Origin of the sequence: Candidatus Kuenenia sp., from assembly GCF_039794105.1 — a bacterium.
Lineage (GTDB): Bacteria > Planctomycetota > Brocadiia > Brocadiales > Brocadiaceae > Kuenenia.
Window position 1 is genome coordinate 95,065 of the sequence record NZ_JBDIWA010000003.1, and the last position, 16,224, is coordinate 111,288.

At 40.8% G+C, this 16,224-nt stretch carries 11 protein-coding genes; 3 read left to right on the top strand and 8 right to left on the bottom strand.

What is annotated here, in order from left to right; all coding sequences use genetic code 11:
• Nucleotides 1-122 precede the first annotated feature (122 nt).
• The gene (rnpA, locus tag ABJL82_RS03260) at nt 123-503 is read left to right on the top strand and encodes a ribonuclease P protein component (protein WP_347273281.1); all 381 of its coding nucleotides are present in this window, start codon (nt 123-125) and stop codon (nt 501-503) included.
• The gene (gene yidD, locus ABJL82_RS03265) at nt 484-693 is read left to right on the top strand and encodes a membrane protein insertion efficiency factor YidD (protein ID WP_347273282.1); all 210 of its coding nucleotides are present in this window, start codon (nt 484-486) and stop codon (nt 691-693) included. The genes rnpA and yidD overlap by 20 nt, the downstream gene beginning before the upstream one ends.
• Before the next feature lie 31 nt (nt 694-724).
• On the opposite strand, the gene ABJL82_RS03270 is transcribed toward yidD, so the two are convergent.
• Nucleotides 725-1,435, bottom strand: a complete 711-nt coding sequence (locus tag ABJL82_RS03270; protein WP_347273283.1) for a tetratricopeptide repeat protein — start codon at nt 1,433-1,435, stop codon at nt 725-727.
• 402 nt (nt 1,436-1,837) lie between these two features.
• Between ABJL82_RS03270 and ABJL82_RS03275 the strand changes: the two genes are divergently transcribed.
• A complete protein-coding gene (locus tag ABJL82_RS03275) occupies nt 1,838-4,546 on the top strand; it encodes a pitrilysin family protein (RefSeq protein WP_347273284.1) in 2,709 nt (902 codons plus the stop codon).
• A 310-nt stretch (nt 4,547-4,856) separates the two neighbouring features.
• On the opposite strand, the gene ABJL82_RS03280 is transcribed toward ABJL82_RS03275, so the two are convergent.
• The 7 genes from ABJL82_RS03280 to ABJL82_RS03310 all read right to left on the bottom strand — a co-directional run bounded on the left by ABJL82_RS03280 (nt 4,857) and on the right by ABJL82_RS03310 (nt 15,931).
• Entirely contained in the window at nt 4,857-5,333 is a 477-nt protein-coding gene (locus tag ABJL82_RS03280) for a cytochrome c (RefSeq protein WP_347273285.1), read from the bottom strand.
• 859 nt (nt 5,334-6,192) lie between these two features.
• Nucleotides 6,193-6,351, bottom strand: coding sequence for a hypothetical protein (locus ABJL82_RS03285; RefSeq protein ID WP_347273286.1), 159 nt, complete (start codon nt 6,349-6,351; stop codon nt 6,193-6,195).
• A gap of 732 nt (nt 6,352-7,083) precedes the next feature.
• On the bottom strand, nt 7,084-8,919 hold the full coding sequence (gene glgP, locus ABJL82_RS03290) for an alpha-glucan family phosphorylase (RefSeq protein WP_347273287.1): 1,836 nt from the start codon (nt 8,917-8,919) through the stop codon (nt 7,084-7,086).
• 245 nt (nt 8,920-9,164) lie between these two features.
• Nucleotides 9,165-9,716 (bottom strand): hypothetical protein, encoded by a 552-nt coding sequence (locus ABJL82_RS03295; protein WP_347273288.1) that lies wholly within the window; start codon nt 9,714-9,716, stop codon nt 9,165-9,167.
• A gap of 323 nt (nt 9,717-10,039) precedes the next feature.
• The gene (locus ABJL82_RS03300; protein WP_347273289.1) at nt 10,040-13,249 is read right to left on the bottom strand and encodes a CusA/CzcA family heavy metal efflux RND transporter; all 3,210 of its coding nucleotides are present in this window, start codon (nt 13,247-13,249) and stop codon (nt 10,040-10,042) included.
• 64 nt (nt 13,250-13,313) lie between these two features.
• On the bottom strand, nt 13,314-13,502 hold the full coding sequence (locus ABJL82_RS03305; RefSeq protein WP_347273290.1) for a GxxExxY protein: 189 nt from the start codon (nt 13,500-13,502) through the stop codon (nt 13,314-13,316).
• Between the two features lie 233 nt (nt 13,503-13,735).
• Nucleotides 13,736-15,931 (bottom strand): efflux RND transporter periplasmic adaptor subunit, encoded by a 2,196-nt coding sequence (locus ABJL82_RS03310; protein WP_347273291.1) that lies wholly within the window; start codon nt 15,929-15,931, stop codon nt 13,736-13,738.
• Nucleotides 15,932-16,224: the final 293 nt, after the last annotated feature.

The following is a 16,224-nucleotide window of genomic DNA, read 5'->3' on the forward strand; positions in this document are numbered from 1 at the left end:
CTACACAGACAAGGAGATTTCTTATTTCACCCCAAAATGGTAATTTTGCCTGAAATATCATTTTTACCGGTAATTACGATTTCAACCTCTTCACTTTTTATCAATTTCGGGAAACGAACTAAATGGATACAATCCGTTATACCTTCACAAAAGCGGAACGTCTGTTACGAAAGAAGGAGTTTGATAAAGTATTTGACGAAGGTAAGGTATTTAAAAACAAATTTCTAGTTCTGTACGTCGCACCCGGCGCGCAGAAATGTTCACGTATGGGACTGGTAGTGAGTAAAAAAATCGGAAATGCCGTACGCCGGAATCGCGTGAAAAGATTATTACGGGAGGTATTCCGGCTGAATAAGAACAGGTTAACGGTACCAGTAGACATTGTTATCATCCCACGAAACACGTTCATCTCTTCTTTGAAATTGTTTGATATTAGCGCCGGATTTCAACAGGCAATTCATCAAATCAACAAAAATTTTGCGAATGAAATTCATCATAATTAAACTGCTTCAGTTATACCAATATGCCATTTCCCCCCTTTTCCATCATGCCTGCCGGTTTGAACCCACCTGTTCTCAGTACATGATTGACGCCGTAAAAAAGAAGGGGTTATTGCGCGGCGTCTGTTTGGGGATGTGGAGGATATTGCGCTGCAATCCCTTTGGCGGCTCAGGATATGATCCGGTAAAATAATTTTGCGGTGATTGTTTTATGGAAACCACATTCATTTCTCTTGCGGTGTGTTGTTGCTTAAAGCCTCATAGAGTTTTAATTCCTTCTCTGCGTCTTCAATCAACCCTTTCTTCCGGTAAGCAAATTCAAGGTTTTTGTGAGACATCGGGATTTTTGGGTTGAGCTGGATGGATTTTGTTAATGCTTCGATAGCCTCCTCCAGTTTGCCTGTTTCCGTATAAGCCGCCCCTAAATTGTTATACAAAACGGGATCGTCTGGTTGTGTTTCAAGCGCCTTCTTATATGATTTGATGGCGTCGTCAAAACGGTTTTTTTGCGCGTATGCAATCCCCAGCGCATAGTGCGTCTCCGTAAAATCCGGCTTCAATTCAACCGCCTTTTCCCAAAAAGCAATAGCATTATCCTGATTATTATTTCTTGCTTGTATCGCCCCCACATTGTAAAGAATTTGCGGGTCGTAGGGATATAACTCCAATACTATTTTATACTCTTCGAGGGCTTTATTGAGCTGCCCTTTTTTATGATAAACAGTCGCTATGTTGCAGTGGGCGTCTCTGTTGTACGGGTCTATACTCAATGCTTTTTTATAATACTGCATAGCTTCATCCAGTTTCCCCTGGCTGTCAAAAAGAACGCCCTGGCGGTTGTAATTGTCGGGGTCTTGCACCCCGCAACTATTTATTGCCAAAATAAGAAGGAGAAACAGGAACATTTTGTGTTTTGCATATGTTTGAAGAAGCATGAATTTAAACCTCTCTTCTATCGTTTAATTGTATAGGAATTTTAACCCGAAAATACCAGTTATCGTAACCTCTCAACTTATTGAGAATTTACCATTTAGACTCCCCCCCAGGAATGAAATTGCTTGGTTTTTTATAATATCACGAATCCAAATACATTTTCTAATAAATTCTTAAAATGGCAATAATTTCAGAGATACTAAATTGCATTTTTTGTAAAACAGCGCCTAAGCTGATTAATTACGGTGAGATAATACCTTAAAAGTTATTTCTTTGCATTTTTTGAAAAAATATTTAATGGTGAAATACGAATATTTAGTTTTTTAATCTGTGTAATCTGTGGTTACGCCTTTCGTATCTCGTGCTTGTTTTTAGTTCTGTCTTGTCCAGGTTAGGAGAATCCTATGGTTTACAGGAATACATTTTTTCGTTATCTGCACTGTGTTTTTTTTATTAGAAAGCTACGGCTATTTACCCTTTCTCTGATTACGGTTCTCTCGCTGTTTTGTGGAACGGGGGGTATTGCCGGTTACGCCGAAGGTATGGATGAAGGGGTTTCCGCATTATTCCATGATACACAAAATGCCTTCGTGTTTTACCTTGATAATGGTATGGAGGTGATACTGGTTGAAAATCATGCCAGCCCGATGATCACCGCTTTTACCATTGTAAAGACAGGCAGTTTTAATGAGGATGAGTCAACCAACGGCTGTGCTCATTTCCTGGAACATCTTCTTTTTAACGGTACAAAATCACGCACACAGAAACAACTTTACGATGAGATGGATTTTTACGGAGGATACAATAATGCGCACACAACCACCGATTATACAAATTTTATGATCCTTATGCCGAAAGAATATATTTCTCAGGGCATGGATATTCAGGCAGACATGTTATTTAATTCTATTTTACCGGAAGAAAAATTTGAAAAAGAGCGGGGTATTGTCATAGAAGAAATCGGAAAAGGGGAAAATGATCCGGCGCAGCAGGCGCAAAATCATTTTTTGCGTACATTTTTTGCAAATACCCCTTACGAGTGGCCAGTACTCGGTACGGTTTCCACTATTTCACATCTGAAATATGACGCGGTGCGCGAGTATTACAAAACATGGTATGTTCCCAATAATATGATATTGATGGTCATTGGCGATTTTATAACAACGGAAATAATTGAACTGGTAAAAGAAAAATACGGAAAATATCCTGCCGGAAGATTGCCGGAGAGAAAGGGTATTCAATTCAATCCCCCAAATAAATTACGCATTATTCGGGCAAATGGTATTGGTAATTTTCCGGCAGACAGACAATATCTCACTATGGGATATGTGCTTCCCCCCCCGACCGGTGAAGATTTTCAGTCATCGCAAATACTGGCTGAATTTCTTGGCGGGAAGGAGAATTCTGTGCTGGATGTATTGTTTCGTAAGGAAGAGAATAGCGATTTACTCTATTCGATAAGCGCCAACATGGAATTTCACCGTGAATTTTCAACACTGCAAATATCGGCAGAACTTCCCTCTGACTCCGATACGGATCATGTCGTTGGTCTCATTTTACAGGCAATAAATGATATGGCGGTGAATCCCGTATCCACTGATGAATTGAACACCCTGTTAACCTCCGGATTAATCAATGAAATATATCTGCAGGAAAAATTGCATTATTATGCAATGATGAAGTCCGGTTATCTTGCTGCGGGGGGATATGCATTTTATCGTGAATATATGGATGGGCTAATGAAAGTTACCCCGCAATCCATTCAAAAGGTCTGCCAGAAATACCTGAAAGACCAAATACCTGTTATAACAGCAATGTCGCCTTCCACTCCTATAAACGAAGAAACGACAAAACGTTCACAGATCAGTTACTATCAGGAAATCTTACCTAACGGATTGACTGTTGCCATAAAGGAAAACCAGGACAGCAGGGTTGTGGGGATACATCTGCTGGCAAAGGATCGCTGCATTGCAGAAGGAGAGGGAAAGCACGGCTTAACAGAAATATTGCAGCGGATGTTCCTGTCGGGCGGGACGCTTCATTACCCGGAAGATGCATTGTATAAAAAGTACGAATCCATAGGGGCGGAAATCAAATTGTATGATAATCCTCATATTGATTTTGATGATTACTATAATTCCCCGCGTTTTGCATATATTCGTTTAAAAGTGGTTGATTTTTATTTTGAAAAAGGGATTCAACTGTTGGCAGAAACAATACTCCGCCCGCAACTTACACAGGAGCATTTTGAACAGGCAAAAAAAGAGGTGATTCCCCTTGCAGCCAAGGCGGAATCAGATACACCACTTAGGGCAAAACGTGTGTTTTATAAAAACTTGTTTGCCATGGATATTGGGTATGGCAGTGAGATTGGTTTTCCAGAACAACTGGATAAATTATCCTTAGAAGATGCAAAATCCCTTTACAATAAATTGTATAATCCATCAAATTTGATGCTTGCCGTTTCCGGAAATATTCCGGTGGATGAGGCGTTGCTTCTGATAAAGCGCAGTTTTGGAGGGACATGGGGCAATGCGGGCTGGAATGCGCCGGTGCAGCATATCGTTTTTAATGAACCGGTGGGAAGGATAGTCCGTGAAAAAACAGGAAAGACACAATCGTATATTTCTGTGGGCAGCACGTATGAAATACAAAAAGGCGAAATACCGGCGCTTGCAGTTTTACAATATGTATTCTCCGAAAGTTTAGCCTTTCAACTGAGGGAAACGCAAGGGCTTGCCTATAGTATTGGCGTCAGTTTCCCCTTACATAATAATGCGCAATGGTACAGGATTACCATGGGCACCCGTCCTGAGAACATAGACCTTGCCATAAGCGGCATACAAAAGGAAATTAATGATATACGCAAGAGAAAATACGAGAAGGATGAGGTGCAAAAAGCCATTAACGCGATATTAGGACGTCATGGCATGCGCAGGCTGGACAGGGTGAATCAGGCGTATTATATGAGTATGGAGATACTTGACGGCAACCCGCCGGAAGAGGATGAATTATTTTTGGAAAAGTTAAAAAAAGTAACCCCCGAAGAAGTAGAGCAACTGGCACAAAAAGTATTTAAGAGTGACGACCATCTAATCATTATAATAGAGTAACTCGTATTTTTGTGCTGGGGTATGAAGGTAAAATATTTTCGGGTGCGAATTGCAAAAATAGGATTAACCACTACCGTAAAGTTTCAAAAGAGTTATTATGCGGTATGAAAATCAAGTTTATCGTAGTAAGGAGAGAAATTTCCGGTTTTGCATGGTAAATACTAACCGTGATGAGATAGAAGATATGACCGCAATTCACGTTTCAGGACGGAAATGATGTGATTATTTTAAATTACAAAAGGCTGGATAGGATGCATTCCTGATCCAGCCTTTTATTATAAAAAACCACTTAATTATTTTTGCTTAATGATTATTTGCGATATTTCGCATGGCAATTTATACAGCCGTTTTTTAATAATCCTGTAAAAGCAGACAACGCTTGATCTGAGTCCTGGGAGTCGGCGGCTTTTTTCAAGGACGCAACTTGCTTATTTATCTCCTCCACATAATTAGCAAAATCTTTTTTCAGTATGTCCCTTTCCGGATTTTCTTCCACCTTCCTAAATCTATTACTGTTTTCAAAAAAACTTATAAACATACTTTTGCTTTTTTCTGCAATATGGTCAGCTTCCTGCTTGATGTAATCAAAATCCCCCTCTAGTATGCCATCTAAAATGTTATTTACTGCATGTTCCAACTCCCTGGTGAATGTCTTAACAGGTAAATTAACTCCTTCATGCTTTCCGGCCTGTTCATGAGTTATTATTTGTCCCTCACTTCCGAATGTATGATTAGAAATTGCAAAATTTAACATACCGACGATTCCAAAGAAACTTACTAAACCCATCTTTACCGTAGTCACCCGTTCCATAAATATTTCTCCTTTCCCTATAAAATATAAAACTATTAACAGTATCTATCCGGCAAAATTAAACAATTATGTTTTTCACTACAAGCATAATTATTCAGCGTAAATACTACACGACTCGTCCTCAAAACTCCTGTTTGGAGACGCCTGCCTACAGGCAGGTAATTGCAATGGAAAATATGTTCCCAGTAAGGAACATTCCAGCTTTTTTGTAAACAATACGTGAAGATTAAAAGTAACCCATGCATCCAGCTTGAGTGTTAAATATCAAAAGCAGGACTTTCGGTTTCTGATGCCATTATTTTATTGTTTGCTAATAACGGCAACAAAACAACACGCGAATAACCAATACATTTTTTACATGATGCATGTTACAACACCTCCTATGAAAAAACCTCAAAAGAAACTAGCTGTCTACAGCTATAATTTATTCTAATGCACACAAGCTATATGGAGTCCTCTTTAATCTGTTTTAAAGATTCGCTTAATGAAAAATTGCTCCAAATAATTTGTAAAAAGGTAATAAAGGTAATAACAGAAATATAACAAAACAAAAGAAGTTGTCAATATGCCAATATGGGTCGGCCTTTATGAATGCCCCCGTTTGGGTGTATTGTTTTTTATGAGCTACTATCATAGAAAAACCATCAATTAGTCTTATTGTAACACTTTAGTTTTTTTAAAAATTCCAACAATGTAGTGCGACGAATCTCGTCGCACTACAAATGACAATTTCCAGTTCTTTTGTGCCAATATCTGCTATGGTATCCTATCTTGCTACAAACAGGTTGCTCCTATGGGTCTTATAGGAAATACGTTTTTCAAAAGACTAAAAGTGTTACGTAAGTTCTCTTTTGTAAACATTCTCATTACGTTCAGCAGTTTCCAGACGCATGCAATGCGTCTCTACTACAAAAATATTGAAATTCCCAAACGTTAACTTATCGCTCCCGGCGGGTTCAGGTTGCAAACCAATGTCATTAAGTAAAGGATGCATTCCTGATTTTTTCTGACTTACGCCAGTTTTAAATAAAACATTACAGTAAGTTAACCCTGACAGGGTTGTCTCGTCCTGACCCCATCAACAGTTACAAAAGACAAGTAGATTCACTTAATAACATTGGTTTGCAACCAATGCGTTTACGCAGATAATGGGGCCATATACTGCGGTAAAATTACAATGCCCAAATCACAAAATCCGTAACAGTTTAGATTTTTAAAAAAATATAAATGCTCGTACCCAAGCTCCCAGACTGGGCCAAATGAACCTTGTTGTCTCAAAAGTGGGGGCAACTTAGCACATTTTGCCTATTTTATGCTCAATTTATTACTGTTTTTCTATTAAAGTGGGAAATTCATATCGTGAAATAGGATAAAATTGCCCATTTGACTCAGTCTGGGGGGTTTGGGAACGAGTTGTGCTTCGGTAGTTTCATAGATTACGATTAATAGTTACTGTATATAAAAGGGCATGAAGAGACAGAGGAAATTCCACGACAGCAGCGATTTGTTGGAAGACATGGCCTTGAAACATTGTTTCGCAAGAAGATAGGATCGAATAAACGGGAAATAAACGTAAAAATATTAGAATCAGTTGAAAAGTACAGTTACAGCCAGCGGGAAGTAGCTGACTATCTTGACTATGTTATTCAACCATAAGCAGACTGTTGAAAAAGAATCCACTCTCATTATAAATAGCAATATTAAATACCTGACCCCATTGCTATGTTTAGCAAAAGTAAGAATTTAAAACATACTGCAGAACCATCCTGTGCGTATTAAAAAATGAGGCATTAATCGCTATTGAATGTTTCATTATATCAATCCATTTCTCTCTATCATTATAAAACATCGGGACAATGACCGCCTCCAGTTTTTCATACATTCCCTGTATTTCGGTTTTTCCATCGTCACTGATATCTGAAGCTTCTTTACCTATAGACCAGCCGGTTATCCCCTCAATATGCCCCTCAACCCACCAGCCATCCAATACACTGAAACTGGGGACGCCATTATGTGCTGCCTTCATACCGGAAGTACCGGAGGCCTCATTTGGTCTCAGCGGGGTATTTAACCAGAGATCTACCCCTGAAGTAAGCTTCTTTCCCATATCTATATCATAATTTTCCAAATATATTATTTTTATCTGCCCCTTCAATTGTCTTATGCTTGAAAAAATCCTCTTAATCAACTCTTTACCAGGCAAATCCTGCGGGTGTGCTTTGCCTGCAAAAACAAATTGTATGTTACCAACCTTCTGCGAAATAGTTTTCAGCCTGTTTACATCAGAAAAAATCATATCCGCTCTCTTATACACAGTAGCACGCCTGGCAAACCCAATGGTAAATACATCGTAATGAAAGCCTGCATTTGCTTCTTTGTTTATATAATCAATAAGCATCTTCTTTGCCTTCATGTGTGCCTGCCATATTTCGATTTTTGGAATACTTAAAGCATATCTCAGACTGAAAGGATCGTTTCTCCACCCTGCTATATATTTACTATACAATTCCTTAAAACTATCGCATGTCCATGTACTCGAATGTACTCCATTCGTTATAGAATCGATGGAATATCCCGGGAACATTGATTTAGACACTTCGCCGTGCTTTTTTGCAACACCATTGATATATCTACTTAAGTTCAAGGCAAGTAATGTCAAATTTAATCTCTCTTCTCCACCAAGCATCTTCATAATATCAAAAGGCATATAGTCCCCTAAAACACTCTTTACCAAATCATAGGAAAACTGATCGTGTCCTGCTGGCACCGGAGTGTGCGTGGTAAACACACAGAGACTCCTTACCTCATTGAATTTCCATATTGTTTCATCCTCTGTTCTCCGCATTCTTAATAATTCCAATGTTAATAAACTTGCATGACCTTCGTTCATATGATATTTCTTTATTTGTGAATAGCCTAAATCATGCAACATGCGCAAACCACCTATTCCCAAAATGATTTCCTGAATAAACCGGTACTTCTGATCTCCTCCATACAAACAATCATTCAGTCCCCTGTCATATTCACTATTTTCTTCAAGGTTTGTATCTAAAAATATGACAGGCACACTGTGGCCGGTTATGCCAATGACCTCATATTGCAAGGCACGAATAAAGACTGTCCTGTTTTCTATCCGTACACTTGCCCTGCTCGTCAAAGGAGTAATGAAATCTTCGGGATTCCATTGAACAGGCATCTCTTGCTGATTCCCATGAGTATCTAGTTTTTGATAGAAATACCCTTTCTCGTATAATAGAGTAACCACTACCATAGGCACTTTCAGATCAGCACAAGACCTTATGGTATCCCCTGCCAGTACACCCAATCCCCCGCTATAGGTGGGGATACGAGACTCAATACCTACCTCCATGGAAAAGTATGCAATCCTTCTTTCCTGCTTTTCACCTAAAGGAACGGAGACATCTCTTTGACTTAAATATTGTTCAGGAAATCGCTTGAACTCGTCTCTGCATAAATCAGAGCAAAAACAAAATTTCTGATCTCTATATTCATATGCGATCTCTTTTTTTGCTGACATGCCACAAACCGGGTCTTTCATCATCCTTTATCCTTTGCGGATTAATCTCATTTGTTTAAAAAATTAAAAGGACAATCCTGGAACACCTTGTTTATAGTTTGAATTCTTTATTGAATTTTAGTGCAGATGGGTGGAAAGAAACAGTAGAGGTATATTAAAATATATACCTCTACTGGAAATTTTTCATCTTCTCGTGTATTTTGGGTAAAGATGTTTTTTAACTTCCTCAAAAAACACCACTTTTAATACCCAATGTTCCTGTCCTTACTCTATTTTTCTGTCTTCTTTTGTTCCTTTTCACAAAGAGGGCAGGTCAAAAAGTCTATATCACATTCATCACAATGCTGGAGAGTCCATTCCTGTGTCTTTTTCTTGCAATCAGGGCATTTCATCTCCCACTTGGAAAATGCCTTGGCTTTGATATGTCTGGATTTTACCATTTTGCATTTGGGACATTTTGCCTCTTTCGTTTCCGCTTTTAACTTTGCGGATTCCGCCTTGCACATTACACAAACCAACGCATCTTTGTCACATTCATCACAATGATGAATATCCAATTCCGTTATTTCCTTTTTGCAGTCAGGGCAAACCATACCCATTGGAGCAACCGTTTTCCCTTTCATTGGTCCTAAATGCCCTTTTTTACAAGAAGGGCACTTCGGCAATTCAATGGTTTCCGGTATCTGCCGTTCCTGCGCCAGCGGTTTCACACTATGTTTAAATGTTTCTTCTTCCGAATACGCATAATTACTGCTCCATAAAACTGCGGAAAATATTACCGCACTAAAAAAAACCGGCATTGACAATTTTTTGTTTTTCATCGCTATCCACTCCTTTGTTTTTATATAAAACGCAACAATAAAAAATAAATCTTCATCTCTATTCCAGCCTTCCCCCTTTCTGTTAAAAATTCAGGATGTAAAAGAAATAAGATGTTTTCTGCACGCCATACCACGAATTTTCCAATCCGTTACCGCTAGTTTTAGTTTATCTTAAATATTTAATATATATGAATCTTATACTAGGGAAATCGGTGATTAATATCAAGAGAAAAGCTTAACTACTAGTGAGGTTCAAGGTTCAGTGATTTTCAACCTTGAGCCTCGAACCTTAAACCCTGAACCCTTTAAACCTTCCTTTTAAATCATACAACAATGCCTTCCTCAGCAATTTCAGGATTCTTTTCCAATTCCTTCTTAAATTTACGTTCTTTTATCCATGCATTCAGGCATGGCACCATAAAAAACACAATCATCGCCATTGTCATGCCTCCAACGGAAGGGATCGCCATTGGTTTTGCAATTTCAGAGCCTGCGCCGGTTGACCATAGAATGGGCATCAGGCCGAAAAATGTTGTCGCAGAAGTCATTACGGCCGGGCGTATCCTTCTCGTCCCCGCCAAAACAATGGTCTCCCTTATTTCCTGAATACTTTTTATTTTTTTATCCTTAAACAGATCATTTATATATGTAGTGATAAGTACGCCATCGTCGTCGACGATGCCAAACAGAGAGATAAAACCGACCCAAACGGCGACGCTAAAATTATATCCGAATAAATATTGCAGCAGGATGCCGCCTGCTATGGCAGTCGGCACACCGGTAAATAAAATAATCAGCACTTGTGAAAATGATCTGAATGCCATGAAGAGGAGAATAAATCCGATAAACATTGACAATGGGACAAGAATCTGCAATCTTTTTCTTGCCCGTACCTGGTTTTCAAACTGTCCGCTCCATTGGATAAAATACCCCTGCGGCAACATGACTTTCTCTGCTACCACCTTTGACGCCTCTTCAACAAAGCCCATAGTATCCCTGTCGCGAACGTTCATAAGGACGTACGCCCTTAACAGTGCGTTTTCACTGCTGATCATGGCAGGCCCCATGACGTAACGAATATCTGCAACCTGCGTAAGGGGGATAAGTTTCCCGGTGGAACTGGAAACATAAATCCTTTTCAATGCATCAAAATTATCGCGGAGTTCCCGGACGTATCTTATCCGGACAGGATAGCGTTCCCTGCCTTCCACTGTCGTTGTAATATTTTCTCCCCCGATAGCGGTCTCAATAATATCCTGCACATCTTTGATATTTATGCCATAACGTGCGATCTCCTCCCGCTTTATCATGAATTCAAGATATGGCTTCCCCGTAATCCTCTCCGCATAGAGATCCACCGCCCCTGGAACATCTCTTAGCGCCATTTCCACGTCCAGCGCCAGTTGCTGCAACACGTTAAGGTCTGTCCCGAATATCTTAACGCCCACTGATGTACGGATGCCTGTCGCCAGCATATCAACACGGTTCACGATGGGCTGTGTCCATATGTTTGCCACGCCGGGTATCCTCATGGCCTCATCCATTTCCTGAATAAGCTCCTGTTTCGTAATCCTCCGTTCATCGGGCAGAAACCAATGAAAAACAGGGTGAATGAATGCAGGCACATATTGCAGAAAACCATACTCTATCTTTTTCTTTCGCCATTCCTCTTCAGGTTTTAAGGTAACAATTGTCTCAAACATCTCGACGGGAGCAGGATCTGTGGGAGTCTCCGCCCTGCCCAGTTTTCCCACAACCATATCCACCTCCGGAAAGGACTTGATGATAACATCCTGTTTCTGCATCACCTTAAAGGCATCGGTAAGCGCAACGCTCGGCAGCATAACCGGCATAAAAAGGATAGACCCTTCATCAAGGGGAGGCATAAATTCCCTTCCGATCCTTTTCGCAACAAAAACAGATAAAATAATCACAACGACGGGAATCGTAAGAAATAGTCTCTTATGCTCCAATACCCAACGAAGCATCGGTGTATACCCGCTCAGAAGCAGCCTTGAGGTATAATTCCTCTCCATTGGCCGCAGTTTGCCTTTTAACATAAAAAAGCAAAGTGTCGGCACCAGAGTAAGTGCGAACACAATAGACGCTCCTAATGCAAAGGTCTTTGTCCATGCAAGCGGCCTGAAAAGTTTTCCCTCCTGCCCGGTAAGCCCAAACACAGGCATAAACATAAAAATAGTAGTAAGGCCGGCAAAGAGGATTGGTGCCCCCACTTCTTTCGAGGAGTCGAGTATTATTTGAAACCTGCTCTTTTTGCCTTCATATTCTATAAGATTCCTGTAGATATTTTCGGTGACAATAATTGCCATGTCACTCACCTCGCCAATGGCAATAGCAATACCGGTAATTGTCATAATGTTTGAATCAATCCCCATAAAATACATGCCCAGGAAGGAGATGATGATGGATATGGGGAATCCCAGACAACAGACAATAATGCTTCGAATGTGCAATAAAAATATTACGACAACAATGGAGGTGATGATTATTTCTTCTATGAGCGCTTCTTTCAGTGTGGCAATGACGCGATAGATAAGCCCTTCTCTGTCGTAGAAAGGCACTATTTTTACCCCTGGCGGCAAGCCGGGTTCAATTTCCTTAATCTTTTCCTTTACTCTCTTTATAACTTTTAACGGATTTTCCCCCTGACGCATAATAACAACCCCGCCTGTAACCTCTGCGCCTTCCTTGTCCAGCGCCCCCCGCCTGAAGTCGCCTCCAATCTGAACCGTTGCTACGTTTTTTACAAAGACAGGTACGCTGTTATTGCTGCCAACGGTAATATTCTCGATATCGGAGACGTTTTTAATAAACCCAAGGCCGCGGATAATAAATTCCATATTATTGTTTTCCACCACCTTGGCGCCCACATCGATATTGCTTTTTCGAACAGCCTCAAACACATCTCCCACAGTCAGGTTGTGCGCCATTAATTTATTGGGGTCCACATCCACCTGATATTGTTTGACAAAACCTCCCACGCCGGCAACTTCCGAGACGCCTTCAACGGCGTTGAGCTGGTATCTGACAAACCAATCCTGGATAGACCGCAATTGCCCCAGGTCATACCCTTCCCCTTCAACGGTGTACCAAAAAATCTGTCCAAGCCCCGTTGCATCGGGACCTAGTCTTGGGAGAACATCTTTTGGAAGCAATGCCTGTATAAAGTTTAATCTTTCAAGCACCCTGGAACGTGCCCAGTAAAAATCGATATTTTCCTTGAAGATCATATAGACCATGGAGAAACCAAACGCAGACTGGGAGCGTATAACCTTTACGCCGGGAACGCCCAAAAGATTAACGGTCAGAGGATAAGTAACCTGATCCTCCACGTCCTGCGGGCTGCGGCCAGGCCAGTCCGTGAAGACAATACACTGGTTTTCCCCGATATCAGGAATAACGTCCATATTGATATGCCTCACCCCAAAGATGCCGCCGAATATTACCAGCAGGTAAAAGCATATGACGAGGAAACGGTTGTTAAGACAGATTTCGATAAGTTTGTTTATCATAGGAATAAGAAACCACAGGTTGCACGGATTAAAAAAGAAGAACAAATACCTGTTTTGATAAAATTCAATTTTTGAACCTTCTATAACGAAGGGATTCTTCGCCAAAGTTTATAAGCAATCCTGTGCTATGGCGACTAGTAATAAGGCTATTTATTAACTGTGCTTCATCGACCTTTGACAAAGATTTTTCTGCTTTTATTTCAACTATAATTTCATTGTAAACAATGAAATCCGGAACATAATATTTTTTCAACTTCGCGGGTTCAGGTTTGTAACCTGAACCACACGTTTTATACTTTCAATCCAGCCTTCTATTAGGAGAACAAATGACAAATAAATTACAGATTCCAAACAGGGATTTTGTGATTTGGGCATTGGAATTTTGCCGTAGTACATTACCCCATTATACGCATAAACTCATGGGTTCAGGTTGCAAACCTGAACCCGCCGGGAGGTGTAATCTGTGGTTTCAAAATATTTTTTTGCCTATTTTTCTTCCTTAAACTCAATCGCTCCGCCATACAATGCGCTTGCTCCGCCTGTGAGCTGGCTCTGGGAGTCTATGAGGAAGTTGGCTGATGTGACAACCCTGTCGCCTTCTTCAAGTCCCTCCATAACAGGATAATAATCGCCCGCCTTTGGTCCAAGAATCACTTCCTTCCCAACGTATTGACCGTTGCCTTTGTCAATATAGACAATCTTTCGTACACCCGTATCCAAAACCGCTGTGGCAGGAATGGCAAGCACTTGTGTGATTTTTTCCAGACGCATGCCGCACTTAGTGCAATCTTCAGGTTTATCCGATGTTACTTCAGGATGCATGGGGCAGGCGTAAATGGTACGTTTTCTGTGTTCTGTTTTTTTCACCTTCATTCCTATGCCTTCCATGACTTTCCATCTGCCCATTTGCCTCTTGCAATCGGGACACTCGCCCGGTTTGTCTGAAGTAATGCACGCCATGGGACACATGTATACGAATTTTTCCTTCTTTTCACCTGTAGGCAAAGTTACAGTTATACTCTTTTGCAACATCATACCGCACATGGGACACGACTTGGGTGATGTCTCAGGATCCCATTCCTGCGGACAAATACACTTCACTGTTTCGTCAACAGGCACTTCCCTTTTTTCGAGATGCATACCGCATACCGGGCAATCTCCGTCAGTCTTTGAAGTATGGCACTCCATAGGACACACATACATCTTTGTTGTTGTTGTTGTTCTGACGATATCTTTCTCTTTTGTTCCTCCGGAAAATGGACGTTTTTCCAGCTTCATACCGCATACTGGGCAATCACCCGGTTTGTCAGATACATAACAGTTCATCGGGCAAACATACTCATATTCAGTTTCCTTCTCAAGCGGCACCTTCTCCAATTTCATACCGCAAACAGGGCAATCTCCAGGCTCTTTGGCATTGTGGCATTTCATGGGGCACACATACTCGTAATCCGTTTCACGCTGCAATCCTGCCATTTTTCCGTTAACAACCATTCCTGTTTGTGTAATAGCTTTTTTTTCAAAAGGAACATTATCCTCCGGGCATATACCGGGCCTGCTTGACTTAATTTCCGGATGATTTGGGCATACATAATCCAGCCCGCTCACATAGTTCCTGTCCTGCCTCTCCAATTCTTCAACAGGTATCCGTATGCGTGCATTGACATACATGGCGGGTTTGAGTTTGAGGTGCCAGTTGGGAATATCACAGCGTATCCTTACCGAACGCGTCTTGTCGTCAAGAAACGGTTCTATAAAAGATACCGTGCCGATAAATGCCTCACCAGGATACGCAGGAGTTGTAACTTCAACTTCCTGTCCCACTTTAATCCACGCCATTTCATACTCGTAAATGTTGGCCATCATCCAAACATTCGAAAGGTCGGCAAGTGTGTATATCATCTCGCCAGTTATAACATATTGCCCTTCCAGCGGCTTCTTCTCTATGACGATACCGCTTATCGGGGCATAGATGATCGTATGTTGTTTTATTTTTCTTTTCCTTGCAAGTTCTTCAATCTGCTTGTCCGTAATACCCCACCATAACAATCTTTTTTTGGTTGCATCTATGAGAGATATTGCGCCGTCCACCACTTCCTTAAAAGGGCTATTCTCTACTTTTTCAAAGGTTTCCAGCGCCAATAGATACTCTTCCTGTGTAGATACCAGATCAGGACTATACATCCACACTAATGACTCGCCTTTCACTACCTCCGTACCGGTAAAATCAATAAACAGTTTATCGATTCTGCCGGGGACCCATGCAGAAACAAGCGCTTTAAGCCGTTCATCGTATTCAATCAATCCAACCGTATAAACATCTTTCGTTAACGACCTGAAACCGATAACATCTGTTTTGACCTGCGCCAGTCTACGGGCGCGTTCACTTAATTCTACCGTGGCCAATGCGCCTTCTTCCTCCATCCCTGCGCCTTTCTCATATACAGGAACTAAGTCCATGGCGCAAATAGGGCATTTCCCCGGCTTATCCATCCTGACAGAGGGATGCATGCCGCATGTCCAGTAGAGTACTTTCTTCTCTTTTGTTTCTTCAGCATTTGCGGACGAAATAAAATATATTCCTTCATAATTGGATACTTGCATACCAAAAAGAATATTAAGGATAACAGGAACTATTATCAGAGAATATTTCCTATAAAGAAATTTTTGTTTAAAAAACATAAGTATCACACCTTTCAGATTACCCCATGGCGGGTTCAGGGTTATAACCCAATGTCATTAAGTTAAGCAACCTGCCGCAAAGTAGAGACAGGTTTCAAACCTGTCTCTACGAAGGGGGATAAAGGGGGTTGTTTTTAATCAAATAACCTTAACTTAATGACATTAGTTTGCAACCTGAACCCATAGTTTATTTGGCGAATAACGCTACATGTATTTAATGACAAAATTCCCCTTGCTGGCATAGGGACAATATAAAACGTGGGGTTCAGGCTTCGTCGTGAGCTCAGCCGAAC